Source organism: Burkholderia sp. AU32262 (assembly GCF_020419985.1).
GTDB classification, from domain to species: domain Bacteria; phylum Pseudomonadota; class Gammaproteobacteria; order Burkholderiales; family Burkholderiaceae; genus Burkholderia; species Burkholderia semiarida.
Genome location: NZ_JAIZRS010000025.1, coordinates 86,540 through 112,333, shown reverse-complemented (window position 1 = coordinate 112,333; position 25,794 = coordinate 86,540). Strand labels below are relative to the sequence as shown.

The 25,794-nt window shown below is 67.1% G+C and carries 24 protein-coding genes and 2 pseudogenes; 8 read left to right on the top strand and 18 right to left on the bottom strand.

The features are described from left to right. Positions 1 to 127 (top strand): annotated as a pseudogene (locus tag LGN10_RS26320) (IS630 family transposase); the annotation flags it as partial. Here LGN10_RS26320 and LGN10_RS26315 read toward each other — a convergent pair. From LGN10_RS26315 to LGN10_RS26300, 4 genes and pseudogenes are all read right to left on the bottom strand, one after another. Further along, positions 119 to 1,528 (bottom strand): annotated as a pseudogene (locus LGN10_RS26315) (PLP-dependent aminotransferase family protein); the annotation flags it as partial. The pseudogenes LGN10_RS26320 and LGN10_RS26315 sit on opposite strands and share 9 nt — an antisense overlap. A gap of 386 nt (positions 1,529 to 1,914) precedes the next feature. Continuing rightward, positions 1,915 to 2,163 (bottom strand): hypothetical protein, encoded by a 249-nt coding sequence (locus tag LGN10_RS26310; RefSeq protein ID WP_006481293.1) that lies wholly within the window; start codon positions 2,161 to 2,163, stop codon positions 1,915 to 1,917. Positions 2,164 to 2,197: 34 nt separating this feature from the next. After that, positions 2,198 to 2,641 (bottom strand): DUF1269 domain-containing protein, encoded by a 444-nt coding sequence (locus LGN10_RS26305; RefSeq protein WP_226225548.1) that lies wholly within the window; start codon positions 2,639 to 2,641, stop codon positions 2,198 to 2,200. Positions 2,642 to 2,737: 96 nt separating this feature from the next. After that, positions 2,738 to 3,190 (bottom strand): phosphate-starvation-inducible protein PsiE, encoded by a 453-nt coding sequence (locus LGN10_RS26300; protein WP_059642901.1) that lies wholly within the window; start codon positions 3,188 to 3,190, stop codon positions 2,738 to 2,740. Positions 3,191 to 3,740: 550 nt separating this feature from the next. Between LGN10_RS26300 and LGN10_RS26295 the strand changes: the two genes are divergently transcribed. The 5 genes from LGN10_RS26295 to LGN10_RS26275 all read left to right on the top strand — a co-directional run bounded on the left by LGN10_RS26295 (position 3,741) and on the right by LGN10_RS26275 (position 11,868). Beyond that, on the top strand, positions 3,741 to 4,820 hold the full coding sequence (locus tag LGN10_RS26295) for a Dyp-type peroxidase (protein WP_226225547.1): 1,080 nt from the start codon (positions 3,741 to 3,743) through the stop codon (positions 4,818 to 4,820). Continuing rightward, the gene (locus tag LGN10_RS26290) at positions 4,813 to 5,628 is read left to right on the top strand and encodes a family 1 encapsulin nanocompartment shell protein (protein WP_226225545.1); all 816 of its coding nucleotides are present in this window, start codon (positions 4,813 to 4,815) and stop codon (positions 5,626 to 5,628) included. Before LGN10_RS26295 ends, LGN10_RS26290 begins: the two co-directional genes overlap by 8 nt. A 104-nt stretch (positions 5,629 to 5,732) precedes the next feature. Further along, positions 5,733 to 6,002 carry a hypothetical protein gene (locus LGN10_RS26285; RefSeq protein WP_060310547.1) on the top strand — a complete coding sequence of 90 codons (270 nt, stop codon included), beginning with the start codon at positions 5,733 to 5,735 and terminating at the stop codon, positions 6,000 to 6,002. Positions 6,003 to 6,617: 615 nt separating this feature from the next. Continuing rightward, positions 6,618 to 9,464, top strand: a complete 2,847-nt coding sequence (locus tag LGN10_RS26280; RefSeq protein ID WP_226225543.1) for an ATP-dependent Clp protease ATP-binding subunit — start codon at positions 6,618 to 6,620, stop codon at positions 9,462 to 9,464. A gap of 124 nt (positions 9,465 to 9,588) precedes the next feature. Then, on the top strand, positions 9,589 to 11,868 hold the full coding sequence (locus tag LGN10_RS26275; RefSeq protein ID WP_226225541.1) for an FdhF/YdeP family oxidoreductase: 2,280 nt from the start codon (positions 9,589 to 9,591) through the stop codon (positions 11,866 to 11,868). Between the two features lie 134 nt (positions 11,869 to 12,002). On the opposite strand, the gene LGN10_RS26270 is transcribed toward LGN10_RS26275, so the two are convergent. Next, the gene (locus tag LGN10_RS26270; protein ID WP_059642907.1) at positions 12,003 to 13,424 is read right to left on the bottom strand and encodes a purine-cytosine permease family protein; all 1,422 of its coding nucleotides are present in this window, start codon (positions 13,422 to 13,424) and stop codon (positions 12,003 to 12,005) included. A 341-nt stretch (positions 13,425 to 13,765) separates the two neighbouring features. Here LGN10_RS26270 and LGN10_RS26265 point away from each other — a divergent pair, with 341 nt between their 5' ends. Further along, a complete protein-coding gene (locus LGN10_RS26265; RefSeq protein ID WP_059574969.1) occupies positions 13,766 to 14,689 on the top strand; it encodes a LysR substrate-binding domain-containing protein in 924 nt (307 codons plus the stop codon). 79 nt (positions 14,690 to 14,768) lie between these two features. Here the strand turns inward: LGN10_RS26265 and argE are convergent, their stop codons facing one another. From argE to LGN10_RS26225, 8 genes are all read right to left on the bottom strand, one after another. Continuing rightward, positions 14,769 to 15,932 (bottom strand): acetylornithine deacetylase, encoded by a 1,164-nt coding sequence (gene argE, locus LGN10_RS26260; RefSeq protein WP_226225539.1) that lies wholly within the window; start codon positions 15,930 to 15,932, stop codon positions 14,769 to 14,771. Continuing rightward, positions 15,925 to 16,602, bottom strand: coding sequence for a DUF1028 domain-containing protein (locus LGN10_RS26255; protein WP_226225537.1), 678 nt, complete (start codon positions 16,600 to 16,602; stop codon positions 15,925 to 15,927). Before LGN10_RS26255 ends, argE begins: the two co-directional genes overlap by 8 nt. Continuing rightward, complete coding sequence (locus LGN10_RS26250) at positions 16,599 to 17,048, bottom strand: RidA family protein (RefSeq protein WP_059574963.1); 450 nt, start codon at positions 17,046 to 17,048, stop codon at positions 16,599 to 16,601. Before LGN10_RS26250 ends, LGN10_RS26255 begins: the two co-directional genes overlap by 4 nt. A gap of 75 nt (positions 17,049 to 17,123) precedes the next feature. Continuing rightward, on the bottom strand, positions 17,124 to 18,446 hold the full coding sequence (locus tag LGN10_RS26245) for a flavin-containing monooxygenase (protein ID WP_226225535.1): 1,323 nt from the start codon (positions 18,444 to 18,446) through the stop codon (positions 17,124 to 17,126). Positions 18,447 to 18,687: 241 nt separating this feature from the next. Next, positions 18,688 to 19,134 carry a hypothetical protein gene (locus tag LGN10_RS26240; protein ID WP_060967396.1) on the bottom strand — a complete coding sequence of 149 codons (447 nt, stop codon included), beginning with the start codon at positions 19,132 to 19,134 and terminating at the stop codon, positions 18,688 to 18,690. A 205-nt stretch (positions 19,135 to 19,339) separates the two neighbouring features. Further along, positions 19,340 to 19,945, bottom strand: a complete 606-nt coding sequence (locus LGN10_RS26235; RefSeq protein ID WP_226225533.1) for a hypothetical protein — start codon at positions 19,943 to 19,945, stop codon at positions 19,340 to 19,342. A gap of 35 nt (positions 19,946 to 19,980) precedes the next feature. Next, on the bottom strand, positions 19,981 to 20,376 hold the full coding sequence (locus LGN10_RS26230) for a RebB family R body protein (protein WP_226225531.1): 396 nt from the start codon (positions 20,374 to 20,376) through the stop codon (positions 19,981 to 19,983). A 12-nt stretch (positions 20,377 to 20,388) separates the two neighbouring features. Further along, the gene (locus LGN10_RS26225) at positions 20,389 to 20,946 is read right to left on the bottom strand and encodes an RNA polymerase sigma factor (protein ID WP_059574953.1); all 558 of its coding nucleotides are present in this window, start codon (positions 20,944 to 20,946) and stop codon (positions 20,389 to 20,391) included. Between the two features lie 244 nt (positions 20,947 to 21,190). On the opposite strand from LGN10_RS26225, the gene LGN10_RS26220 reads away from it, so the two are divergent. Then, positions 21,191 to 22,033, top strand: a complete 843-nt coding sequence (locus tag LGN10_RS26220) for a Crp/Fnr family transcriptional regulator (protein ID WP_226093982.1) — start codon at positions 21,191 to 21,193, stop codon at positions 22,031 to 22,033. A gap of 79 nt (positions 22,034 to 22,112) precedes the next feature. On the opposite strand, the gene LGN10_RS26215 is transcribed toward LGN10_RS26220, so the two are convergent. From LGN10_RS26215 to LGN10_RS26195, 5 genes are all read right to left on the bottom strand, one after another. Continuing rightward, complete coding sequence (locus LGN10_RS26215) at positions 22,113 to 22,436, bottom strand: RebB family R body protein (RefSeq protein WP_059574949.1); 324 nt, start codon at positions 22,434 to 22,436, stop codon at positions 22,113 to 22,115. 196 nt (positions 22,437 to 22,632) lie between these two features. Further along, a complete protein-coding gene (locus LGN10_RS26210; protein WP_124864258.1) occupies positions 22,633 to 22,989 on the bottom strand; it encodes a RebB family R body protein in 357 nt (118 codons plus the stop codon). 190 nt (positions 22,990 to 23,179) lie between these two features. Next, positions 23,180 to 23,512, bottom strand: a complete 333-nt coding sequence (locus LGN10_RS26205; protein ID WP_059574945.1) for a RebB family R body protein — start codon at positions 23,510 to 23,512, stop codon at positions 23,180 to 23,182. Positions 23,513 to 23,592: 80 nt separating this feature from the next. Then, complete coding sequence (locus LGN10_RS26200) at positions 23,593 to 24,231, bottom strand: hypothetical protein (RefSeq protein WP_226225530.1); 639 nt, start codon at positions 24,229 to 24,231, stop codon at positions 23,593 to 23,595. 228 nt (positions 24,232 to 24,459) lie between these two features. Beyond that, on the bottom strand, positions 24,460 to 25,509 hold the full coding sequence (locus tag LGN10_RS26195) for a DUF6396 domain-containing protein (protein ID WP_226225529.1): 1,050 nt from the start codon (positions 25,507 to 25,509) through the stop codon (positions 24,460 to 24,462). Positions 25,510 to 25,794: the final 285 nt, after the last annotated feature.

The window sequence follows — 25,794 nt, the reverse complement described above, 5'->3', positions numbered from 1 at the left end:
GCGAATCGATCAATTCGTTTCCCACTACAACGAAAACTGCAAACCGTTCGTCTGGACCGCGTCAGCCGATTCCATCCTCGAAAAGCTGCATCGACTTTGCTCGCGAATCAGCGGAACAGGACACTAGCTTGCCGACGACGACAACCGCCTGCTCGATCTCCTGCGACCACGGGCTGCTGTAGTTCAACCGGATGAAGTTCCGGTAGTTGTCCGTGATCGAGAACATGTAGCCGGGCCCGATCGTGATCCCCTGCTCCAGCGCGAGCTGGTACAGCCGCATCGCATCGACCTGCGCGGGCAGCTCGACCCACAGCACGTACCCGCCCGCCGGGCTCGAAATGCGCGTGCCCTCCGGAAAGAACCGCGACACCATCGCGCGCATCAGGTTCGCCTGCTGCGCATACGCCTTCCGGATCCGCCGCAGGTGATGCTCGTAGCCGTCGCGTTCGAGAAACTCCGCGATCGCCAGTTGCGGCAACGACGGCGTCGCCAGCGTATTCAGGAACTTCAGCTTCTCGACCTGTTCGCGATAGCGGCCCGGCAGTGCCCAGCCGATCCGGTACGCGGCCGTCAGGCTCTTCGAGAACGACGAACAGTGCAGCACGATGCCATGGCGGTCGAACGACTTCAGCATGCTCGGATGCGTGTTGCCGAAATACAGTTCGTTGTACACGCCGTTCTCGATGATCGGCAGGTCGGCCTTCGTTGCGAATTCGACCAGTTCGCGTTTTCGCTCGTCCGGCATCTGAAAGCCCAGCGGGTTCTGGAAATTCGGCATCACCATGCACGCGGCGATCGGCTGCGACTTCGCGATCGCGGCCAGCGCCGCGATGTCGATCCCGTATTCCGGATGCGTGGCCACCTCGATCGCCTTCATCCCCATCCGCTCGATCGCGTGCAGCATCGCGTAGAACGTCGGCGACTCCACCGCGATCGTGTCGCCCGGCTTCGCCACCGCCTGCAGGCACAGGTTGATCGCCTCCGTCGCGCCGACCGTCACGATGATCTCGTTCGGGTCCACCGACATCCCGTTTTCCAGGTAGCGGCGTGCGATCTGCCGGATCAGCCGCGGATGGCCCGGCGGCAGCCCGTCGGTCACGCCCCACAGCGACTTGTCGCGGCCGGCCGCGTACGCATAGCGGTTCAGCTTCTCGAACGGGAACAAGCTCGGGTCCGGATACGGCGAACCCAGCGGCACCGCGTCGTCCGTGCCGATCGAGCGCAGCGTGGACAGCACGAGCCGGCTCACGTCGACCGACGACGAGATCGCGATCGGCTTCGACGGCCGCAGCTCGCGCACCGGCGCATGGCCGTCGTCGCGCCGCAGGTTCACGAAATAGCCGGACTGCGGACGGCTTTCGAGCAGCCCGCGGCTTTCCAGCAGCAGATACGCATGCAGCACGGTCGTGATGCTGATCCGGTGTTGCTGGCTCGCCTGCCGCACCGACGGCACGCGATCGCCGTGCCGATATACCCCTTGCCGAATGAGTCGCTCTACGTCGTTCGCAAATTTCTCGTAGAGCTTCATCCGCCTCGCCCCGCGAGCGATGAACCGGCCTGCGCCGCATGGGCGGCCCGGCTGTGCCGACGCACGAAGCCGGATAGCCGTCGCCGGGTGCGGGTGTCCCGGCTGGAACCTCGTCCGTTACCGAAGTTGAAGGCGAATAGCAATGCGAATCTCATGAAGACAAGGTTCGGCATCCTACTGCGTCATTTCGGCGAATGTAAGTGACAGTTTGGCGGGGAAACGGCAATTCCGGCCGGCGTGGTGAACAGATGCGAATGCGACGGCGCGGCCCGCGCGCGATCGCGCGGCAGCCGCCTGCCCGGCGCACGTCATGATGCATCGCAGATGGCGGCGCGCCGGCGGCGGCGAAGCGCAACCCGCCCATGAATGCGCGGGCTCGCTCGCCCTCACGCGTCGTCGACGTTGTCCGCGTAGTGGTCGATCGCGACCTTGCACTCGTCGAACACCACCGTCAGCAGCGCGACGTCGTTCGACTCGAGCCACTTGCGGATCTGCAGGAACTGGCCGGTGCCGAGATCGGCGAGGCGGCCCGGATCGTCGGTCGTCACGTCGACGCTCGCGATCGCGCGGTTGCCGGGCAGCGGCGACAGCGTCGCCGCGATGTCGAAGCGCCGGTACGATTGATCGATGCGCATGCGGTTCTCCCGAATCGGTTCGAAAGGTGCGCGCTCAGCCGAGCGCCTGGCGAAAGACCTTGCCGCCGAATCCCGTCACGACGTTGTCGACCGAGAACGGCGTGTCCTCCTTCGCTTCGAGAATGACCGCGACGCTGCCGGGCACGAGCCGCGCCGCGACCGTCTCGACGAACGTGCCGTCGAGCAGCGCGTTGCCGGCCGCCTGCGCGAGAATGCCGGCACCCGCGCCGGCCGCCATGCCGGTCACCACGCCGAGCGGCCCGGCGAGCAGGCCGAGCAACCCACCCGCGAGCGCGCCGATCACGCCGCCCTTGAACGGCCGCGATTCGGCGTCGAGCACCGCGAGCTTGCCGTTCGCGTCCTTCTCGACGACGACGCCATTCTCGATGTGGAATCCTTCGCTCTTCTCCGACAGCGCGTCGAAATCGTGCGCGGCCTGGCGGGCCGTCTCGACGCTGCCGAACACGGCGACGATCAATTGTCTGGTCGTGCAACACCTCGCTTGATTGAATGAGGGCCGAGCCGCCGCGCCGTGTACGGCGCGTCGGGCTTCGCTTCGAACGCCGCCCGCGCGTTATCGGCTGGCATGCACGTCGTCCTCGACATCGTCGACGTCCGCCGGAAAGCGATGCTGGCCGAAGCTCAGGATCAGCACGCCGACCGCGAGCAGCACGATCCCGAAGGTCGTCATCAGCATCCGCTCGGGGCTGTCGGTCGCGCCGCGCAGGATCAGGTCGCGCGCGAGCGACGTCATCGCGATGAACAGCGGGAACCGCACCGGCAACCGGCCGAGCCGCAGGTAGCGCAAGTCCATCGCGAGCACTTCCAGATACAGGAACATCAGCAGCAGGTCGGTCAGCGACACCTCGCCCGCGAGCACGACCTTCCACGCCTCCTGCGCCATCGCGAACGCGGTCGCGAGCCCGATCACGACCAGCCCGGCCAACTCGGCCGCATGAAGGAAATGGCCGAAGCGGCGGCGGATGCGTTCGGCGGCCGTATCGGCGGATGCAGTGGATGTATTCAACGCGCTCACAGTGTCGTAGGTGCCGCGATCGACGCGCCGTCGCCGCGGCAAGGGATCTCGGGGAACGGAAAGCCCGCGCCGGACGGCCCGCCGTGCCCGACGATTGCACCGAAAATACGCATCGCTTCCAAAAGGTTCATCATGATGACCGTCGCCGGGCGGAGCGAACCCAATCTACTGCATGCGCCACGCCCGCTCAAGAGCACAGCGTCGCCGGTTTCAGGAGTACAGCTGCACGCGCGCCGCGCCCAATCGGACCTCGATCAACCCATTCGAATGACAGATCGTCGATACGTGTTCCAAAGACCCGCCGAAGCTGCTAGATTGCATGCTCGACGACGTTACGCGGTGCAGGCGGTCACGCGCCGGGCGAACGCGCGGCCCCCACGTCTGCTTCCCCTTCGCGCCGGGGGGCCGGCCGCCGCGGCGGCCCGTTGCGCGATGCCCGCGCAACGTCCTTCATCCGCACGTCATAAAGAGATCAGTCGCATGACACAGTTCAACCGTTCGCCTTCGCGCGCCGCGGCTGCCGCGGCCCGTCCGTCCCGACATGACTGACCGGCAGGCCGCGATGCAGACCACCCCTCCCCCGCTCTCCCAGGCCGTTCACAGCACGATCACGCGCAGCGCGATCTTTCTCGTGGCGACGATCAATCCGGGCGCCGATCACGCCGACACGATCCGTTCATGGTGCGGCGACATCGCCGCGCTCGTGCGCTCGGTCGGCAAGCGCGTGCCGGGCGGCAACCTCACGTGCGTATGCGGCTTCGGCTCCGACGCATGGGATGCGCTGTTCGGCGAGCCGCGCCCCGCGTCGCTGCATCCGTTCCGCGAATTCGGCGCCGGCCAGCGCGTCGCCATCGCGACGCCCGGCGACATCCTGCTGCACATCCGCGCCGAAGCGATGGACCTGTGCTTCGAGCTCGCGACGCAACTGCTCGGCGCGCTCGGCGATGCGGTCACGGTCGTCGACGAGGTGCACGGCTTCCGCAATTTCGACCAGCGCGCGATGATCGGCTTCGTCGACGGCACCGAGAACCCGGAAGGCCGCGAGGCCGTCGACTTCACGGTGATCGGCGACGAGGACGCCGAATTCGCGGGCGGCAGCTACGTGCTCGTGCAGAAGTACCTGCACGACATGGCCGGCTGGAACGCGCTCGCGGTCGAGACGCAGGAGCGCATCATCGGCCGCACCAAACTGTCCGACATCGAGCTCGCGCCGGATGTGAAGCCGTCGTGCTCGCACAGCTCGCTGACCACGCTCGACGAGGGCGGCCAGGAAGTGAAGATCCTGCGCGACAACATGCCGTTCGGGCGCCCGGGCGCCGGCGAATTCGGCACCTATTTCATCGGCTATGCGCGCTCGCCGGCGCCGATCGAGCAGATGCTCGAGAACATGTTCGTCGGCCGCCCGCCCGGCAACTACGACCGCCTGCTCGACTACAGCCGCGCGGTCACCGGCTCGCTGTTCTTCGTGCCGTCGGCCGACCTGCTCGAAGCGCTCGCCGACCGCGCGGCGCCGGCCGCCGACGCCGCCCAACCGGAATCCACGCCGCCCGCGCCTTGCGCACCGCAGCGCGACGGCTCGCTGAACATCGGCTCGCTGAAAGGAACCCCGACCTATGAATAACCTGCACCGCGAACTCGCCCCGATCTCGTCGTCCGCCTGGGAACAAATCGAGGAGGAAGTGGCGCGCACCTTCAAACGCTCGGTGGCCGGGCGCCGCGTCGTCGACGTCGAGGGCCCCGCAGGCCCCGAACTGTCGGCGGTCGGCACCGGGCACCTGCTCGACGTCGCCGCGCCGCGCGAGCTCGTGAACGCGCGGCTGCGCGAAGCGCGCACGATCGTCGAGCTGACGGTGCCGTTCGAGCTGAGCCGCGACGCGATCGACAGCGTCGAGCGCGGCGCGCGCGACGCCGACTGGCAGCCGGCGAAGGAAGCCGCGCAGCGGCTCGCATTCGCCGAGGACGGCGCGATCTTCGACGGCTACCGCGCGGCCGGCATCGTCGGCGTCCGCGAAGGCACGTCGAACCGCCGGCTCACGCTGCCGGCGGATGTCGCCGCGTACCCGGACGCGATCAGCGACGCGCTGGAAGCGCTGCGCCTCGCCGGGGTGGACGGGCCGTACTCGGTCGTGCTCGGGTCGGACGCATACACCGCGCTCAGCGAAGCGCGCGACCAGGGCTATCCGGTCCTCGGCCATATCAAGCGCATCGTCAGCGGCGAGATCATCTGGGCGCCGGCGATCAGCGGCGGCTGCGTGCTGTCCACGCGCGGCGGCGATTACGAGCTGCATCTCGGCGAAGACGTGTCGATCGGCTACACGAGCCACACCGACAAGAGCGTCCGCCTGTACCTGCGCGAAACGTTCACGTTCCTGATGCTGACGAGCGAGGCATCGGTGGCCGTGGCGCCGCAGGGCAACGCGGCCGCCTGAGCGCGGTTGCCGGCGCGCGGTGCCCGCCCGGGCGCCGCACGCGACGGCCGCCCCGCCGGCCGCAGGTTCGTCGCCGATCCAGCCCATCTTGCATGGAGAATGTCGTGAGCGAATCAAATGACGCATTACAGGCGCTGCAGGCGTCCGTCGCGACCCTGAAGCAGACGGTCGACGCCAACGCGAGCCGCCAGGCCGGCGACACCGCCGTGCTGTTTACCGTCGTGTCGCTGATGCTGGCCGAGCTGCCGCCCGACACGCGCAACCTGATCGAGGATTCGTTCTCCGTCTGGGCCAATGGTCTGCCGAATGCGGCACTGTCCGCCGACGTGAAACAGATCGCACGGCAACGGCTCGCGATGAACCTGTCGGACTGATCGCGGCTCACCATGGTTGCGCGATGCCCGGCGTCTACCGTGCAACCCGCCCTCGCCTTCGCCGGCCCCACGGCGCGCATCGGCTGCGGTGCGGGCGCGGTCGGACGTCACCGGTTCGCACCCGCGCCGCGTGTTGCATCGCGTGTTGCGCCCCGTTTCGCGCCCCGTTTGCCGGCGGCCGGCACCATGCGCGCCGATGTCGCACCGCGTGCCGTTCGCACGCCGTCGGTTCCCGCCCCGTTCCACCGCCAGCCGCACACGCCGCGCACGCCCGCGCCGACGCGCGCTTGCCCGTCTGTACTCCTTGCCGCCGAATCGCGCGCCCATGTGAGGGTGCAATTCGCGGCCGGCCCGACCAGGAACTGTGTCTTGGATGGCCCACGCCGATTCGTTATTTTGAACGCAGTCGAAGCGATGCCGCGGGCTCCTCGCGGCACTCGCGCTTCCCGCCCCGACCGCGACCGTGCGCCACGCCGGCGCGCGCCATGCGACCGCACGGGTGCGGCGCGCGCGCCGCCGCGGTGCGCGCCGTGCACGTGCGGTCGGGACGCGCGAGCGCCGCACCGCATCGGGCCGCACCTTCGACCCACCTTCACCGACAGGAGCCCGACCACCATGCCCGCACTTTGCGATATCTGCCACGCGCGGCCGGCCGTTGCGCGCGCAACCGTGATGCAGGACGGCGAGCGCAAGACGATCTCGATCTGCGATTACCATTTCCGTCAACTGATGCGGCATCAGAGCATGCTGAATCCGTTCGATTCGCTGCTGGGCGGAGGCGGACCGTCGTCGCTGTTCGGCGGGCTCGGCGACGAATCGCCGCTCGCCGCCGAGATTCCGCGCGAATCGGTCGACCCGACCGACGCGTTCAGCGAACAGACGCTCGAACTGCTGCAGCGCGCGGCCGAGAAGGCGCATGAATTGCGCCGCGGCGAACTCGATTCCGAGCATCTGCTGTACGCGCTCGCGGACACCGACGTCTGCGCCGCGCTGCTGAAGGAACTGAAGCTGTCGCCGGACGACATCAAGTCGTACATCGACGCGCATGCACACACCGGCACGGCCGCCCCCGATGCGCCGCTCGACAAGCTGTCGATCTCGCCGCGCGTGAAGAAGGCCGTGCAGCATGCGTTCCAGGCGTCGCGCGATCTCGGCCACTCGTATATCGGCCCCGAGCACCTGCTGATCGGGCTCGCGGCGGTGCCGGACAGTGTCGCCGGCACGTTGCTGAAGAAATACGGCGTGACGCCCGAGGCGCTGCGCCAGAAGGTCGTGAAGGTGGTCGGCAAGGGCGCCGAGGACGGCCGCGTCGATGCGCCGACCGGCACGCCGAACCTCGACAAGTTCGGCCGCGACCTCACCGCGATCGCGCGCCAGGGCAAGCTCGATCCGGTGCTCGGCCGCGCGCAGGAAATCGAGAGCACGATCGAGGTGCTCGCCCGCCGCAAGAAGAACAACCCGGTGCTGATCGGCGAGCCGGGCGTCGGCAAGACCGCGATCGTCGAAGGCCTCGCGCAGCGCATCGTCAACGGCGACGTGCCCGAAGTGCTGCGCGACAAGCGGCTCGTCGAAGTCAACATCAACTCGATGGTGGCCGGCGCGAAGTATCGCGGCGAATTCGAGGAACGCGCGAAGCAGCTGATCGACGAGGTGACCGCGAAGCAGGACGAACTGATCCTGTTCATCGACGAGCTGCACACGATCGTCGGCGCGGGCCAGGGCGGCGGCGAAGGCGGCCTCGACATCGCGAACGTGCTGAAGCCCGCGCTCGCACGCGGCGAGCTGAGCCTGATCGGCGCGACGACGCTCAACGAATACCAGAAGTACATCGAGAAGGACGCCGCGCTCGAACGCCGTTTCCAGCCGGTGTTCGTGCCGGAGCCGAGCGTCGAGCAGACGATCGTGATCCTGCGCGGGCTGCGCGACAGCCTCGAGGCGCACCACCAGGTGACGTTCGCCGACGACGCGTTCGTCGCGGCCGCCGAGTTCGCCGACCGCTACATCACGTCGCGCTTCCTGCCCGACAAGGCGATCGACCTGATCGACCAGGCGGCCGCGCGCGTGCGGATCGGCGCGACGTCGCGCCCGGTCGACATTCAGGAAGGCGAAGCGCAGATCGCGCAACTGAAGCGCGAGCAGGATTATGCGACGTCGCGCAAGCGCTTCGACGAAGCGAAACAGTTCGAAGAGCAGATCAACGCGAAGCAGAAGGCCGTCGACGAGATGATGGAGGCGTGGCAGCGCAAGACCGGCTCGGAAACGCTCGAAGTGACCGTCGAATCGGTGGCCGAGGTCGTGTCGCGGCTGACCGGCATCCCCGTGTCCGAGCTCACGCAGGAAGAACGCCAGAAGCTGCTGAAGATGGAAGAGCAGCTGCGCGAGCGCGTGGTCGGCCAGAGCGATGCGGTGGTCGCCGTCAGCGATGCCGTGCGGCTGTCGCGCGCGGGGCTCGGCCAGACGCACCGGCCGATCGCGACGTTCCTGTTCCTCGGGCCGACGGGCGTCGGCAAGACCGAACTCGCGAAGGCGCTGGCCGAGACCGTGTTCGGTGACGAGCAGGCGATCATCCGCATCGACATGTCCGAATACATGGAACGCCACGCGGTCGCGCGGCTGATCGGCGCGCCGCCCGGCTACGTCGGCTACGACGAAGGCGGCCAGCTCACCGAGCGCGTGCGGCGCCGCCCGTACAGCGTGATCCTGCTCGACGAGATCGAGAAGGCGCATCCGGACGTCTACAACGTGCTGCTGCAGGTGTTCGACGACGGGCGTCTCACCGACGGCAAGGGCCGCGTGGTCGATTTCAGCAACACGATCATCATCGCGACCAGCAACCTCGGCGCGGCGATCATCATGGACAACCTCACGCAGCCGGAAGCCGCGCGCAAGACCGACAAGGCGATCCGCGACGAACTGATGCAGGTGCTCAAAGGGCATTTCCGCCCCGAGTTCCTGAACCGGATCGACGAGGTGATCGTGTTCCACGCGCTGTCGAAGGAGAACATCCGCGCGATCGTGCAGATCCAGCTCGACCGCGTGGTGCGCACGGCCGCCGCGCAGGACATCACGCTCGTGATGGGCGACTCGCTCGTCGCGCACCTGACCGAAGCCGGCTACCAGCCGGAGTTCGGCGCGCGCGAGTTGAAGCGTCAGATCCGGCAGACCATCGAGACGCGGCTCGCGAAAGAGATCCTCGCGGACCGGCTGAAGTCGGGCGACAAGTGCGAGGTCGACTACGACAAGGACAGCGACGAAGTGACGTTCAACAAGCTCGCCGCGCCTGAAGCGAAGGAAGCGAAGGAAGCGAAAGACGCGAAGGACGCCGACGGCAAGGCCAAACCGAACGGCAAAACCGCCAAGGCGGCAGCAGACGTGAAGGCGGACGACGCCCCCGCCGACGCTCCGCCGCCCGCGGCGAAGCCCGGCAAGAAATCGTCCGGCGCGAAGAAGGACGCGCACTAAAAAAACGCGTGCCCCGCCACCCGGGGCACGCATGACCGGCTCCGTCCGCCGGACGGAGCCGCCCCACGCCGCGACACGGCGCAACCGAGCCACCCGCATCGGGCCCGGCTATTGGAGATTCACCATGACAAATCGACGCGAAGTGCCAGGCATCAGGAAATACGACGGGCCCGCCGGCGGTTGGGGCGCGCTTCGCGCGACAGCCGATGCGGTACGCACGCAGATGGAAACCATCGAGGCGCCGATCGTGCTGATGCGGACCAACCAGCCCGACGGCTTCGACTGTCCCGGTTGTGCGTGGCCGGACAAGGAGCACAAGTCGACGTTCCAGTTCTGCGAGAACGGCGCGAAGGCCGTCACGTGGGAAGCGACGACCAAGCGCGTGACGCCCGAGTTCTTCGCGGCGAACACCGTGTCGTCGCTGCTGCGCATGTCGGACTACGAACTGGAGAACATGGGCCGGCTCACGCATCCGCTCGCCTACGACCGCGCGACCGGCACGTTCCGCGCGATCGAATGGGACGACGCATTCGCGCGCATCGGCGAAGTGCTGCGCGCGCTGCCGCCCGAGCAGGTCGAGTTCTACACGTCCGGCCGCGCGTCGAACGAAGCCGCGTACCTGTACCAGCTGTTCGCGCGCGAGCTCGGCACCAACAACTTCCCCGATTGCTCGAACATGTGTCACGAGCCGACCAGCGTCGGCCTGCCGCAGTCGATCGGCATCGGCAAGGGCACCGTGTCGCTGGAGGATTTCGACCACTGCGAGCTGATCATCTCGATCGGCCACAATCCCGGCACGAACCATCCGCGGATGATGGGCACGCTGCACGAGTGCGCGCGCCGCAACGTACCGATCATCGTGTTCAACCCGCTGCGCGAGCGCGCGCTCGAACGCTTCGCCGATCCGCAGGACATGATCGAGATGGCGTCGTTCGGCTCGACGCGGATCGCGTCGACGTACTACCAGGTCGATGCGGGCGGCGACGCGGCCGCGCTGAAGGGCATCATGAAGGCGCTGCTGAAGCTCGAAGCCGAGCAAGGCGGCGTGCTCGACCGCGACTTCATCGCGCAGCACACCAACGGCTTCGATGCATTCTCGGCCGACCTCGAAGCGACGTCGTGGGACGACATCGAGCGCGCGAGCGGCCTGAGCCAGGCGCAGCTCGAACAGGTCGCGCTCGCGTACGCGAAGTCGAACGCGACGATCATCACGTACGGGATGGGCGTCACGCAGCACAACAAGGGCACGGCCACCGTGCGCCTGATCGCCGACCTGCTGCTGATGCGCGGCAACATCGGCAAGCCGGGCGCCGGCGTGTGCCCGCTGCGCGGCCATTCGAACGTGCAGGGCAACCGCACCGTCGGCATCACCGAGAAGCCGTCGGCCGAATTCCTGAAGAAGATCGAGGACGTGTGCGGCTTCACGCCGCCCGCGCAGCACGGGCACGACGCGGTACAGGCGATGCAGGCGATGATCGACGGCACCGCGAAGGCGCTGCTGTGCCTCGGTGGCAACTTCGCGGTCGCGCTGCCCGATCCCGAGCTGTCGTTCCCGGCGATGGCGAAGCTCGACCTGAGCGTGCATCTCGGCACGAAGCTGAACCGTTCGCATCTGCTGGTCGGCAAGGAAACCTTCATCCTGCCGGTGCTCGGCCGCACCGAGCTCGACATGCAGGCCACCGGCCCGCAGTCGATCACGGTCGAGGATTCGATGTCGATGGTCCACGCGTCGGCCGGCAAGCTCAAGCCCGCGTCGGACCAGTTGCGCTCGGAGCCCGCGATCGTCGCCGGCATCGCACACGCGACGCTGCCGAACAGCAAGGTCGCGTGGCTCGACCTGATCGCCGACTATGACCGCATCCGCGACCTGATCGACAAGACGGTATCCGGCTTCGAGGCATTCAACGAGCGGATCCGCACGCCGGGCGGCTTCCGCCTGCCGCTGCCGCCCACCGAGCGTGTATGGCCGACGCCGACCGGCAAGGCGATGTTCTCGGTCTACAAGGGCGTGAAGGAGGACGCGGACGTGCTCGGCGCCGAGCAGGTGCTGCGTCTCATCACGCTGCGCAGCCACGATCAGTACAACACGACGATCTACGGTCTCGACGATCGCTATCGCGGCGTGTTCGGCCGGCGTGACGTGCTGTTCATGAACGCGGCCGATCTCGACAAGTACGGGCTCGAGCACGGCGACCTCGTCGACATCGAGACGGTCACCGCGTCGGGCCGCACACTGCGCCTCGAGAGGATCACCGCGATCGAGTACGACATCGCGCCGGGTTCGGTCGGTGCGTACTATCCGGAAGCGAACGTGCTCGTGCCGCTCGACTACATCGACAAGGAAAGCGGCACGCCGTCGTACAAGTCGGTGCCGGTGCGCGTCGCGCGCTCGGCGGTGGTCTGATCCGCGGGCGGGCGGGGTCGCGGCACACGCCGCGCCCTTCGGCCCGCCTGCCGCCCTGCTCCTCGGCCTCGCGGCCGCCGCATCGCTACCGATGCAGCGGCCGTTTCATTCGATCGCGTCGAACGACGCCGCGTTTACCGCGCCGCCGTCGGCGGCAGATGCGCCGCGCCCTGCCGGCGCCGGTACGCGCTGTCGCGCGTCGCGAGCCAGTAGTACAGCGGCGAGGTGAGCAGCAGGCCCACGAGCCACGACAGGTCCGCGCCGCCCAGATGCGCGGGAATCGGGCCCGCATACATCGGCGTGTTCATGAACGGAATCTGCACGACGATGCCGATCGCATACGCGAGCAGCGCCTGCGGGTTGAAGCGGCCGTACACGCCGCCGTCGGCCATGAAGATCGACTGAATATCGTACTTGCCCTTGTGGATCACGTAGAAGTCGATCAGGTTGATCGCCGTCCACGGCACCAGCACCACCAGCAGCGCAAGCACCAGATCGACGAGGTTGCCGACGAAGTTCGTCGACGCGCCGATCGCCGCATAACAGCACGCGACGAAGATCACGACCGATACCACCGCGCGCGCCTTCGCGGTCGGAATCCACTTGTACGCGAACGTCTGCACCGACGTGATCACCGCGAGCACCGCGCCGTACAGGTTCAGCGCGTTGTGGCTGATCACGCTCAGCAGGAACAGCACGAGCATCAGCGGGCCGAGCGGGCCCGTCGCCTGCTTGACCGCATCCATCGTGTCCGCGCCGGCGGGCACCGCGAGCACCGCGACCGCGCCGAAGATGAACGCGAGCGTCGAGCCGATCGTGCAGCCGAGATAGGTCGCCCAGAACGTCGACGCGACGCCGACGTCCTCCGGCAGATAGCGCGAATAGTCCGACACGTACGGCGCGAACGCGATCTGCCACAGCGCCGACAGCGACACCGTCGCGAGCCAGCCCGCGAAGTCGAAACCGCCGCGCGTGAGGAAATCGGCCGTGCTCACGTGCGACAGGATCATCCAGAAGCCGACGGCGATGCCGATGCCGAGCACCCACGTGCCGATGCGGTTCAGGATGTGGATGAACCGGTAACCGACGATCCCGATCAGCCCGGAGCCGACCGCACCGATCACGATGCCGACGGGCACCGGCACCGACGGTGCGATGCCGTGCACCGACTTGCCGGCGAGCACGATGTTCGACGCGAAGAAACCGACATACATCACCGCCGCGATCACCGTGACGAGCAGCGCCCCCCACGAGCCGAACTGCGCGCGGCTCTGGATCATCTGCGGGATGCCCATCTGCGGCCCCTGCGCCGAGTGCAGGGCCATCAGCACGCCGCCGACCGCCTGGCCCACGACGATCGCGACGATGCCCCACATCAGGTTCAGGTGGAACAGCTGCACGCCGAGCGCGCCGGTCACGATCGGCAGCGGCGCGATGTTGCCGCCGAACCAGAGCGTGAACAGGTCGCGCACCTTGCCGTGGCGCTCCGTGGGCGGCACGTAGCCGATCGTGTGCTTCTCTATCATCGGGGACGCATTGCGTTCCGCGTTCGTCATGGTGATGCCTCCTGTCGTGCGCGGCGATGCGCGCGGGCCGTTTTCGCCGGTGCGCGCCGGGATGCGCGCCTGCAATCGGGTCCGGATGCGCGATGCGCGGCAGACGGGGGCGGATGACGCCCGCCGGCGTACGCGGCCTCGTCGCGATCCAGGTTGGAGACGATGGTGCGCCACGTGGGTGGGGACCGGAAAATACTAAAAATATTTTCGGGATATACGAAAAAGCTCTGCAGCGGAATGTTCGGCGCCGGACGACTTCGGGTAAGGTGCCAGGGTCTGTTTCCCTATGGAACGCACGTGCGCCCGCGGCGGCACGCCGGGGCCCGGCATCAGAGGTGCTTGTGGCTCACTACACTTTGCGGCAACTGAAATACTTCATCACGACGGTCGAATCCGGCAGCGTCGCCGAGGCGTCGCGCCAGCTCTTCATCGCGCAGCCGTCGATTTCCAGCGCGATCAAGGGGCTCGAGGAAAGCTTCGGCGTGAAGCTGTTCATTCGCCATCACGCGCAGGGCGTGTCGCTGACGCCGAGCGGCACGCGCTTCTACCGGAAAGCGCAGGAACTGCTGCGCATCGCGCACGAGTTCGAACAGAACGCGCTCGCCGACAACGACGTGGTCACCGGGCAGATCGACATCGGCTGCTTTGAGACCGTCGCGCCGCTCTATCTGCCGCAACTGATCGCCGGCTTTCGCGAGCGCTACCCGGGCGTGAACATCCGGCTGCGCGACGGCGACCAGCAGGAACTCGTGCAGGGGCTGACGTCGGGCACGTTCGACCTCGCGCTGATGTACGACCACGATCTGGACGGCACGATCGAAACCGAGCCGCTGATGCCGCCACAGCAGCCGTACGTGCTGCTGCCGGAGCACCATCGGTTCGCGGGCCAGACGCACGTGTCGCTGCGCGACCTGTGCGTCGAGCCGATGATCCTGCTCGACGTGCAGCCGAGCCGCACGTACTTCGTCAGTCTGTTTCATGAACTCGGGCTCACGCCGAACATCGTGTTCGGCTCGCCGTCGATCGAGATGGTGCGCGGGATGGTCGGCCAGGGATTCGGCTTCTCGCTGCTCGTCACGCGTCCGCACTCCGAATACACGTACGACGGCCAGCGCGTCGTGACGATCGCGCTCAGCGAAACGGTGAGCCCGTCGGGGCTCGTGAGTGCGCGGCTGAAGCGCGGCCAGCTCACGAAGCAGGCGCAGTCATTCGTCGACTTCTGCCGCGAGCGGCTTGCGCAGATCGTCGCTCGAGCGGCGCGGTAAGCGCCGCGATCGCAAACAGGAACGGGAACAAGCACACGCACGCGCCGCACGATGCGATGCGTGCGTGTCGGCCGCCGGTTCAGCCGGCGCAAGCGAGATATGCGGCGAGGCGCGCCATCATCGCGTCGCATCCGTGCAGTTGTTCGAGCGTGACGAACTCGTCGGGCTTGTGCCCCTGATCCATGCTGCCGGGCCCGCACACGACGGTCGGAATGCCGGCCTGCCAGAACAGGCCGCCCTCGGTGCCGAACGCCACCGTGCCGAACGCGTCGGACCCACTCAACGTCGCGAGCAGGCGCGCGGCATCGCTGTCCGGCGCGGTCGCCAGCCCCGGATACGCACCGAGCGGCTGCAGCCGGATGTCGGTATCGGGCTGCACCGCGCGCATCTTCGGCAACAGTTCGGATTCCGCATAGTCCTGCAGCGTTCTCGGCACGTCGTGCGCATCGAAATCGGGCAGCGCCCGCACCTCGAAATCGAATTCGCATTCGGCCGGCACGATGTTCAGCGCGCGGCCGCCCTTGATCAGCCCCGTCTGCACAGTCGAGAACGGCGGATCGAAACGGCTGTCGTGCCGGTCGGGCCGCGCGAGCGCCGCGCCGATCTCGCCAAGCCGGCCGATCAGCTTCGCCGCGTAGTCGATTGCGTTGACACCGAGCGGCGCATACGCCGAGTGGCACGCCGCGCCCTTCACGTGGCACCGCATCGCCAGCTTGCCTTTGTGGCCGAGCACCGGCTTGAGCTCGGTCGGCTCGCCGATCACGCATACGCGCGGGCGGTGCGCACGCTTGGCCAACTCGGCGAGCATCGGCCGCACGCCGACGCAACCGATTTCCTCGTCGTACGAGAACGCGAGATGCACCGGTTCGCGCAACGGCCGCGCGACGAACGCCGGCACGGCCGCGAGCACCGACGCGATGAAACCCTTCATGTCGGCCGTGCCGCGGCCGTACAGGCGGCCGTCGCGCTCGGTCAGCCGGAACGGCTCGACCGTCCACGCCTGCCCGTCGACCGGCACGACGTCGGTATGGCCTGACAGCGCCACGCCGCCGCGCACGTACGGGCCGATCGTCGCGTACAGGCTCGCCTTTGTGCGGTCCGCGTTGTGGAACAGCTCGCTCGCCACGCCAAAGGCCGCGAGATAGTCGCGGATGAAGCCGATCATCTCGAGGTTCGAATCGCGGCTGACCGTCGCGAACGCGATCAGCCGTTCGAGCAACGCGCGGCTCGACGTGTCATTCATCGCCCGGCACTCCGTAGCTCGGCGCGGCGGTCGGGTCCAGCGCGCGCGTCTGGTAGTCCTGCATCTGCGGCCGATACGCACGCCACAGCGCATCGAGCTGCCCGATCGGGTCGGTATCGGCCCAGTCGACGCGCAGGTCGACGATCGGCCAGACCACGTCGCCGGCCACCTTCAACGCGGCCGAATGCACGGGCCCCGCCTCGCCGCCGGCCACCATCGCCGCGTGCATCGCGGCCAGCAGACGATCGGCAAGCAAGCCGGACGCCTGCTCGAACGCGCACACCATCGCGCCGATCACGTCGGGCGAAGCCAGCAGGTTGCCGGCCGCCACGCATTGCTCGCCGCGCACCGCGTGGTGCGTGCCGAGCGCTTCCTTGCCGGTGAAACACGCCGTTTGCCCCTGCCCGTCGATCACCGTGACCTGCCGGTACTGGCTCCAGCCGTTCGCGCTCAGCGCGCGGTCGAGCGCGGCGGCGGGCGCGAGCTGCTCGTGCTCGATCAGGTCCAGCGTCTGCGGCCCAAGGGCCGGCAGCGTGACGTTCTGCGTCGCGACCGCGCCGACGCCCGCGCGCACCCACGGGCAGCGTGCGCCCACCGCGATGCTCGACGAGCTGATCGCGATACCGAGCTGGCCCGTCTCCGGGCAACGCCCGACGATGGAGAAAGTCATGTCGCCTCCTGTGCGCGGTTCGGCTGCCCGTTGTCGGGAATCACCGCAATCACGTCGATCTCCATCAGCCATTGCGGCTGGCCGAGCGCCGAGACGACGAGCCCCGTCGAGATCGGATAGACGCCCTTCAGCCACTTGCCGACTTCCTGGTACACGGGTTCGCGATAACGCGGGTCGATCAGGTAGGTCGTCGTCTTCACGATGTGCGTGAGGTCGCTGCCGGCTTCCTCGAGCAACTGCTTGACGTTCTTCATCGCCTGCTCCGCCTGCGCGCGTGCATCGCCGAGGCCGATCAGGTTGCCGCCGAAATCGGTGCCGACCTGGCCGCGCACGTAGACGGTGTTGCCGGCGCGCACCGCCTGGCACAGGTCGTTGTCGAGCGTCTGGTTCGGGTAGGTATCCTTCGTGTTGAACATGCGGATACGCGTATGGGTAGGCTGGCTCATCGAAGTCCTTCGAGTGTCGGTATGATCGCCCGCCGCGCCGGAAGCGGTCGCGGCGCGGCGGACTGGGTCGGGAGGTCAGTTCGCCGCTTCGGCGAGCGCGCGGGCTTCGGGCCGTGCCGCGTGCGCGGCCGCGCAGTGCTGCGCCGCGTCGTGGTACGCGAGGTACTTGCGCTGCGTGACGATGTGATCGGCGATGTGCTTCGCGTCGTGCCACACGCCCCAGATGAAGCTGGAGCCGCGCCGCGACAGCCACGGCAGGCCAAGGAAATAGATGCCCGGCTCCTTCGACACGCCGCGCTGGTGCTGCGGCTTGCCGTTCGGCGCGAATGCGTCGACGTTCAGCCAGCCGTAGTCGATCGCATAGCCGGTCGCCCACACGATCGACGTGACGCCGGCGGCGGCGAGATCGAGCGAGAGGAGCGGATGCGCGACGCATGCCGGGTCAGGCAGGATGCGGCGGGCTTCCGGTTCTTCCGGCAGGTCGAGGCCGTTGCGGGCCACGTAGGCGTCGGCCGCGTCGAGCAGTGACAGGTAGTTCTCGTCGCCACGCGCGAGATTGATCGCGAGATCGCGTTCGAAAGTGGCCACGCCACCGTCGAACGCCTTGGTCAGCCCGACCAGCGTCACGCCCTGATTCGCGAGCGCGCGGAAATCGACCGTGTGGCCGCCGCGCGCGCCGCTCACCGCGATCGTCACGTGTTCGCGGCCCGGGGTCGCGACTTCCTTGTCCCATTCGCCGAGCACGCCGAGCCACCAGCAGAAGTCGCGGCCGCGATATGCGCGCGGCGGGCGATCGTGCGGCCCGACCGACAGATAGACCTGCCGGCCCGCGCGCTGTAGTTCGTCGGCGATCTGCACGCCCGACGAGCCGGCACCGACCACCAGCACCGCGCCTTCCGGAAGCTGGCCCGGGTTGCGATAGTCGGCGGAATGGATCTGCACGACGCGCGCGTCGTCCGGTGCGATCGGCGGAATCACCGGGCGCTGGAACGGACCGGTGGCGACCACCACGCGATTCGCGTCGATCGTGCCGTCGGATGTCTCGACGACGAAGCCGGGCTTGCCGGTGTTGCGCACGACGCTCTTCACTTCGACGCCGGTCCGGATCGGCGCGTTGAATTTGCGCGCATACGCTTCGAAGTAGTCGGCGACCTGGTCTTTCGATGCGAACGCATCGGGCGCGAGGCCGTCGAATTCGAGCCCCGGGAAGCGGTCGTGCCACGCGGGGCCGTTCGCGACCAGCGAATCCCAGCGCCCCGTGCGCCAGCGCTCGGCGATGCGGCTGCGCTCCAGCACGAGATGGGGCACGCCCAGCTTGCCCAGATGCTCGCTCATCGCGATGCCGGCCTGCCCGGCGCCGACGACGAGCGTATCGATTGAAGTTGTTTCGACTGCCACGGCTGTCTCCTTCTGAAGTGCGGCTCGGTGCGACGCGCGTGCTGTCGCGTGAGCTGGAATGGAGACATTCTGCTGACACGCCGCCGGGGGCGAAATGATGATTTTTGTTGATGTTGACGAGAAAAAAGCTGGGGACGGCCTGGACGGCCGGCCGTACCGGCGCGCAGCGCCGATACCGTCGAACGACACTGCACCGGCGCCCGCCTGCATGGCGGGCGCCGGCTTCAGCCGATCGTTTCGGCTACACGTTGGTCCATGCGCCAGTGCCGTGCTGATACTGCATCACGCCGCCGTGGAGCCGCACCCGCAGGTTGCCGTCCGGCACCTGCACCCATTCGGTCATGTCGAGACTCATCATCAACGCGACGAAGAAATCCTGCAGCTCTTGCGACGTGCTGGCCTGCCAGAGATCGATGCGCCCGAGGCACGCGCGCATGTTGCCCTGCTGCTGCATGATCGTCTCGACCTGTCCGGCAACGTCCGCCGCCGGATCGTAGACATTCGTGCCGTCGGGGCTCACGATCGACAGATGAATGCCGCGCACCAACGTCGGTTGACCCGGCGTTTGCTCGACGAGCGCGATGCAGCTCGTCATCGCGCCGAAATCGATTTCCGTCGCATCTCCCCATTTGCGCTCGCCCACCCCCAGCGGCGCGGGACCGTTTACGTTCTGAATGATGTAGGACATGGGTTTCCTCACATGACTGGACAACACTGCCGGTAGCAGGCCGCGACGTATTCGACGAAGAACGCGCGTCGCGCCTGCCGCTCACATCCCGTCCGGCCCGACGGCCCGGCGGGTCGTGTCGATCGATGCCGGTCGAGCACGCCGCACCGTCGTCGGCGTGCTGGGCGCGGCCTGCGATGGCATCGTCATGCGCCGCTGGCGCGCCCTACGTGCCCTTCTTGTCCAGCAGCGCCTGATACCTCTGCAGGCTCTCGTCGATCTTGTCGAGCGCGACGCTCGCGGCTTCTCCTTCGATCGCCTCCGCGGCGCCGGCGACGATCGCCGCGGTCGCGACGAACAAGTCCGTCAACAGCAGGCCCACCGCATCCATCGCCATGCCTTTCACGTCCTCGTCGATGGTCTTCTGCGCCAGGTCCTTCATCAACACGCTCTTGCCCGCGATCGCCAGCGACGTCGTCGCCTCGAAGTAGTTGGCCGCCGCCTGCGCGACCATGCCGCCCGCCTGCGTGATCATCATGTTCGGGCCGACGGCGATCTGCGTCGTCGCGTAGGACGCCGCCTCCGCGTTGATCGCCTGCACGGTCTGCAGCGCCGACGAGGCGGCCCCGGTGGCCCCCGCGATCTGGTCCGGCGCCTTCAGCGCGTCGGTGAACCTGCGCTGCCGGTTGACCGGCCACGTGCGCGTGCCGGCTGTCGAAGCAGCGGCGTGCGATGCGACATCGGCCGCCGTCGTTGCTTCGGCCGCGGCGGCCGCGCCATCGTCCGGTGCCGGCGTCGCGCCGTCGCCGCGTCCGCCCAAAAGACCTTTCATGTTCATGATTCAGGTATCCCGATAGTCATCGCGTACTAATGCGTGGAACCCGTCTTCGGCGCGCCCGCCTCCGGCTGCGACGCGCCGCCCGAGGCCGGCTTCGGCGACGCTTCGACGGACAGGATCATGGCCACAGCCTTCGACACCACGGCGTTCGAAATCTGGTTCAGCGCGGCCTGCTGCTGCGTCATGTTCTGCGCCGAGATGCCGACGGCCTGGCTGAACATCTGGTAAAGCATGCCCAGCGCCTGGGCCGGCGATCCCGCCACGACGTTGACGTTGGTCTGCGTCACCGCGTCGGTAATCTGCTCATTGACTGTGTCTGCCACGAGGCCTCCTCGGATCTCGGCTCCGGCATGCGGTTGAAGGAACGGGCGGGCCGGCAGGCCATCGACGCCGCGCATGCCGTTAGGAACGCTGCGTGCCGGCATTCGTGAACGCGCTCACGCGAGTTCCTCGCGCAACTTCTTGCGCAGCAGCTCGACGCGTTTTCTGGCGAGCGGCTCGTTGATCCCGAGCGTCGCGGCGATGTGCAGATAGGGCCGGTCCTCCTCGAACTTCAGCGTGAACAGCATCTGCTGCTGCGGGGAAAGCATCGACAGCGCCTGTTCGAGACGCAGCAGCTGTTGCCGCAGCAGCAGTTGCTGCTCCACCGACGGCGCGTGGCCGGCGAGCTCGACCGCGTGATCGTCGTCCCAGCCCGAGTCGAATTCGAGCATGCCGCTTTCGCGCACACGGCGGCGCGCGCCATCGAGGAACGCGTGATTCAGCGCCAGAAAGAGAAAGCCCGTCAGGTTCCGCACGCGCTCGGGCGAGCGCTGCAGGTAAATGTGGACCTTGAGCGCGGTATCGGAAAGCAGTTCGTCGGCGCGGTGAATATCACCCTTGCACAACAGGCGCGCACGGCGCCGCAATTTCCCCTGCATTTCCCGCCATGCGCGGTCGAGCTGCTGCGCCGGAGACTCGGGCGCCGAGGCAGCGTGCTGGTTCGAGGTTGTCATCCCGTGTCTTCCTTTTTTTATGGAAAACACAGAATCGATTCGACGCCGGGAATGGCGCTGTTACCCGCGTAACACCGATATAACGATAATCGGGCGCAGTAAATTATCTTGATTATTATGAACGGAAATTTTAATTAGCCGGCATAGCCCGATCCGTCGTTTCAGGTGCGCCGCCGGACCTGACTGAATAACGGCATTGCGATGAACAAGAACGACTACCGCCGCGATGCGTCCGTGCGTCGGCATGCTGCTTCCCGTGTCGGTCGATCGAGCGCGCTTGCCGCCGGAGCGCCGCCCTGTCCGGACTGCTTGCCGATTATTTCAATACTTTCATTATTCATTTTTCACGCAATGCCGAAGGCAGCGTTTTTCGCTAGGTGGCCGCATCGTCAAACAACCTCGCGCGGAAACCATGCCTGCCCTTGCTAACGCTCAAACGCTGCGCAATATACCGATACTCGCCGGCCTCCCGGAAAGCCTGATCGCCCACATCGAGCGGCACGTGACGCCCTGGCCCGAACACGGCAATCGCCTGTTGTTCTTCAAGGGCGATCCGGGGGATTTCGTCGCGTTCGTGCACAGCGGCCGCGTCTACAAGACACTGCACGAACCCGGCGGGCGCGAGATCATTCTCGGCCACTCGATGCCCGGCGAACTCATCGGCGAAAACACGTTGATTCGCGCGCACCGGCGCAGTTTCACCGCCCAGTTGAGCGCCGACTGCCGCATTTCGCTGCTGTATCGCCAGTACTTCGCGCCGCTGCTGGCGAACGCGGAATTCATGGGGCGCATCCATGAGCAGCTGTGCCGGCACCTTCACCAGTTGAGCGACTTCGTCGAGTCGGCATGCCTGTACCGGGTCGAAGCACGGCTCGCGCGCCATCTGCTGAACCGCATGCAAGGGAACGATCTCGAGGTGCCGCTGCCGGAGAACCAGAGCATTCTCGCCGCGATGCTCAACGTCAGCCGGCCGCGACTGAACAGCAGCCTGCGGAAGATGCAGCGCGACGGCCTGATCCGGCTACACGAACACGGCGTGACGATTCAGAAACCGGAGCAGCTCCGGACCATCGTCGACGCCAATTGATGCCGCGGCAAGCGCGTGCGTCGGGCAGCGCCGCCGGGCGGGCGGGATGCGCGCCGGGTCATGCGGCGCGCGGTGAAGGTCAGCCGCGCCCGTGACCGAGGGCGTTCATCAACTGCGCGACGGCGGCGAGTTGCGATACGAAGCTGTCGTTCGCCGAGCGCGCCGCGCCGGCCGCCGCCGCCGGCGACCCGGCATAGAGCTGCATGACGCCGACGGTCGTGGCGGCAAGGTTGGACATCGCCTGGTTCGCCTGCATCTGCACCGCGTTGTGAAGCAGGATCGCGGACGCATGGCTGTTCGACTGCATGAGCGTGCCCAACGCCACGGCGGGCGCTTCGCCCACCACCTTCACGTTGGCTTGCGTGACCGCATCGGTCATCGCGGGAGAAACCTGTTCCGGCATGTCGTTGCTCCTGGTTGGTTCGCCGCTGACGCGCTGTCACGGCGAAAGCATGAGTGGGTCGGTTGCTGCCGCGCGCGGCACGGCGCCGCCGATGCGCCCGCTGGGGCCCGCGTGCGCGGGCGTGTCGACACGGCGTCCGACGCCGGGCGGCAGCACCCGATGGGAGCCGCCGCCCGGCGTCCGCGCCAGCGATGCGTCAGGCAAGCGCCTTGCCGAGCGCGAGCACGTCGGCCAGCACGGAAAGCACGCCGTTCGAGCCGATTTCCGTCGCGGATGCGCCGGCGCTCGCCGGCCCGAGCGTGTACAGCTGCATCGTGCCCACGTTCGTCGAGGTCGGCAGTTGCACCGCGGCCTGCGACTGCTGCTGCACCGCGTTCTCGAACAACACGCTCAGCGAGTGGCTCTGCGCCTGGTACAGCGAACCCGTTGCCATCGCGGGCGCTTCGCCGACCACCTTGACGTTGGTCTGCGTGACCGCGTCGGTGATCGCGGCGTTGACCGCGCACGTCGTGCAGTTGCAGGGGTCTTTCGGATCGTCTACGTCGTTTGCCATCGTATTTCTCCTGATTGGCGAACGGGCGCCGCATCGAATCGGTGCTGCCCGTTCTGTCGATTGCTCCGGAACACCGCGCGGCACCGCTGTTCAGGCGCCGGCGGCCATGCTGCCGACTCGCGGCACGGCGGTGGCATGGGCGGCTCACGCCGCTTGCGCCGCCGCTCGACCACGGCGTTGCGATGGCGCGTCAGCCCTTGACTGCCTTCCCGATCGCGATCACGTCGGCCAGAATCGAAATGATCCCGTTCGCGCCGATTTCCGTGGCGGCCGCGCCCGCGCTTTCCGGCCCGATCGTGTAGAGCTGCATCGTCCCCACGTTCGTCGACGTTTGCGACTGGATCGCGGCCTGCGACTGCTGCTGCACCGCATTCTCGAACAGGATGCTGAGCGAATGGCTCTGGGCCTGGTACAGCGAGCCCATCGCCATTGCCGGCGCTTCCGCGACCACCTTGACGTTGACCTGTGTGACCGCATCGGTAATCGCGGGATTGACCTGGCACACTTGACACGTATCAGCCATTTGTTGCTCCTTGGTTCACGTAGTTGAGAGGTCGCACTTCGGGGCCGGCCGGTTTCGCGATCGGCCGCATGACCCGCGTGCTACTCCATGGACGCTGCGCCGGGCGTATCGTGAACGGCGGCGGTGGGTTCGGCCGGGCCGGCCGGGCCGGCGCCGATGGTCCGCAACCGGTCCTCCATCGCGTCGAGCCTGACGGCGAGCCCTCCAGCGAGCCGTTCCGCGAGTGCATCGCCGTATTGCCGGAAGCATGCTTCGATTTCCTGCCGCATCAGCCCCGTCAGTTGTTCCCCGATCATCGTCAGCGCCTCGCGGGTGCTGTCCTGAATCTCGACCGCGCCGGACGCCTGCGCGTCGCCCGCCGGCTCGTGCGCGTCGAGTACGCCCGATACTTTCCGCTGCTCCGACGCGAGCATGCCGAGAGTCGTCTCGTTCTGCGTATCGATCGTCTGCAGGATCCCGCGCATCTTCTCGTACGCCTTTTGCTGGTTGAGCTGCAGGAAATGCTTGATCTGTTCGCGCGCCTCTTGCCGCGTTTTGAATTGCGGCAATGGCGGCTTCGCGGCGCCCGCCTGCACGGCCGGGCCGCCGGCGGGCGGCGGCGGGTTCCCCTGCCGGCTCGGCAGCCGCTCGAGCAACGCCTGTTCTTCGGGCTCGAGAGGCCGTCCGAGTCGCTTCTCCGCAAGCTGCCGCAGCAGCGGGGTCAGTGCTTCAGTGCTCATGGCTTACCCCTCCTCGCCGGTCGCTCGCGGCGCGAGTACGTGCGGTTCGGGTTCGGATGGGCGCCGCGTCACGGCGGCCTGGTCGGCGTGCTGCAATGGATATCGCATGGTGTTCTCCGGGAAAGGGACGTGCGACGGCCTTGCCGGAAATGTCGGCAGGACCGCTGCAAGGACGAACCGTGCGACGAGGATGTGAAATCGGGAGGCGGGGCGGGCGGGCGGTGTGTGTCAGGTGAGCCGGTAACCACCGACAGGAGCGGCCGTCGTTTCCGCTCGGGGAGGATCGGCGGCTTGCGGCTTCTCCGGCGGCATGTAGCCATCGGGCACATGCACGCGGCCCGTACGCGGCGACACGGGATGCGCCGCGGGCTTGACCGGCGACACCGGCGCGGACGTCTCCGTCTCCGCCTTCGCCGCGTCGATCAACGTCTCCTTCTTTCCGTCCCACCTGGGCAGCTTGGCGGGCGGCAGCGGCACGACCTTGTCCAGATTCGGCAGACGCAGGCCGGGGTCGCGCTCGAGGCGATCGGCAAGGACACTGTAGCGCTCGGCGCGGGCTTCATCCTTGACATGGCCGACCAGAGCGTCCCCCTTGCCAAACGACGCACTCAACCACCCCGCACTCTCGGCATTACCGAATTTCACACCCGTATGCAGCGTCTGGAGTGCGCGTTCGTTGTTCTCGCTCAACTCGGCTCGATCGCCGGCAATCGTCGTTCCCAATTCATATGCGGCAAGTCCGTTGCCCTGCGCAACCGCACATTCAAGCATCTGGAGTGCGATCTTGCGGTTCCCCCAGAAGCCCGCCTTCGGGTCGTCATAGAGCGCGTCCATCTTGCCGCCCAGATACGCCATCGCACTCGGGCTGCCCATATCGGCGGCCAGTTGCCAGAATGCATAGGCGCGGCTGGCATCCTGCCTAACGCCCATCCCGTTCATGTGGTACGTGCCCATCAGGTCGTAGGCTGCCGGAATGCCGAGTTTCATCGCCTGTTCGGTGATCTGAACGGCATGTTCCGCATCACGTTCCACACCCTGGCCCTGAGCGTAGGCATTCGCCAGATTCAACATGGCTTTCCAGTGCTTGCGCTCGGCCGCCTTCGTCCACAAGTCGACAGCGCCCTTGTAATCGCGCTGGTTCGGCCACAACAGCGAACTGGTCAGCGCCATTGCTTCCTGATTCCAGCGATCGGCCTCTGGCTCGACAGGCGGCGCGACGGAAGATTCGTGCTTGTACGCAAATGCCCCGCGATGCGGATTGAAGGCAGCCAGCGACATATTCCGAGGGAGAACATCGTTCCTCGAACAGGCTGTACACGCGAAGCACAGGAAAACAGAAACCAATTGCATGAAGCCCATACGGTTGGCAGCAGTCGGACGTAATTGATTTCGCACGATTTCGAATACCCACGCAAGAAAAGCGAACCCATTATCGCCCGCTCATTATGGTGCCCACGCGCGAGACCAGCGGGTCCATCCGGTTTTTTCCGGGTGATATCATTGGCCCCCGGCAGTCGCACCCGACCGAGAAATACCGCGGCCTCGGCTTGGCTCGCCGACCGA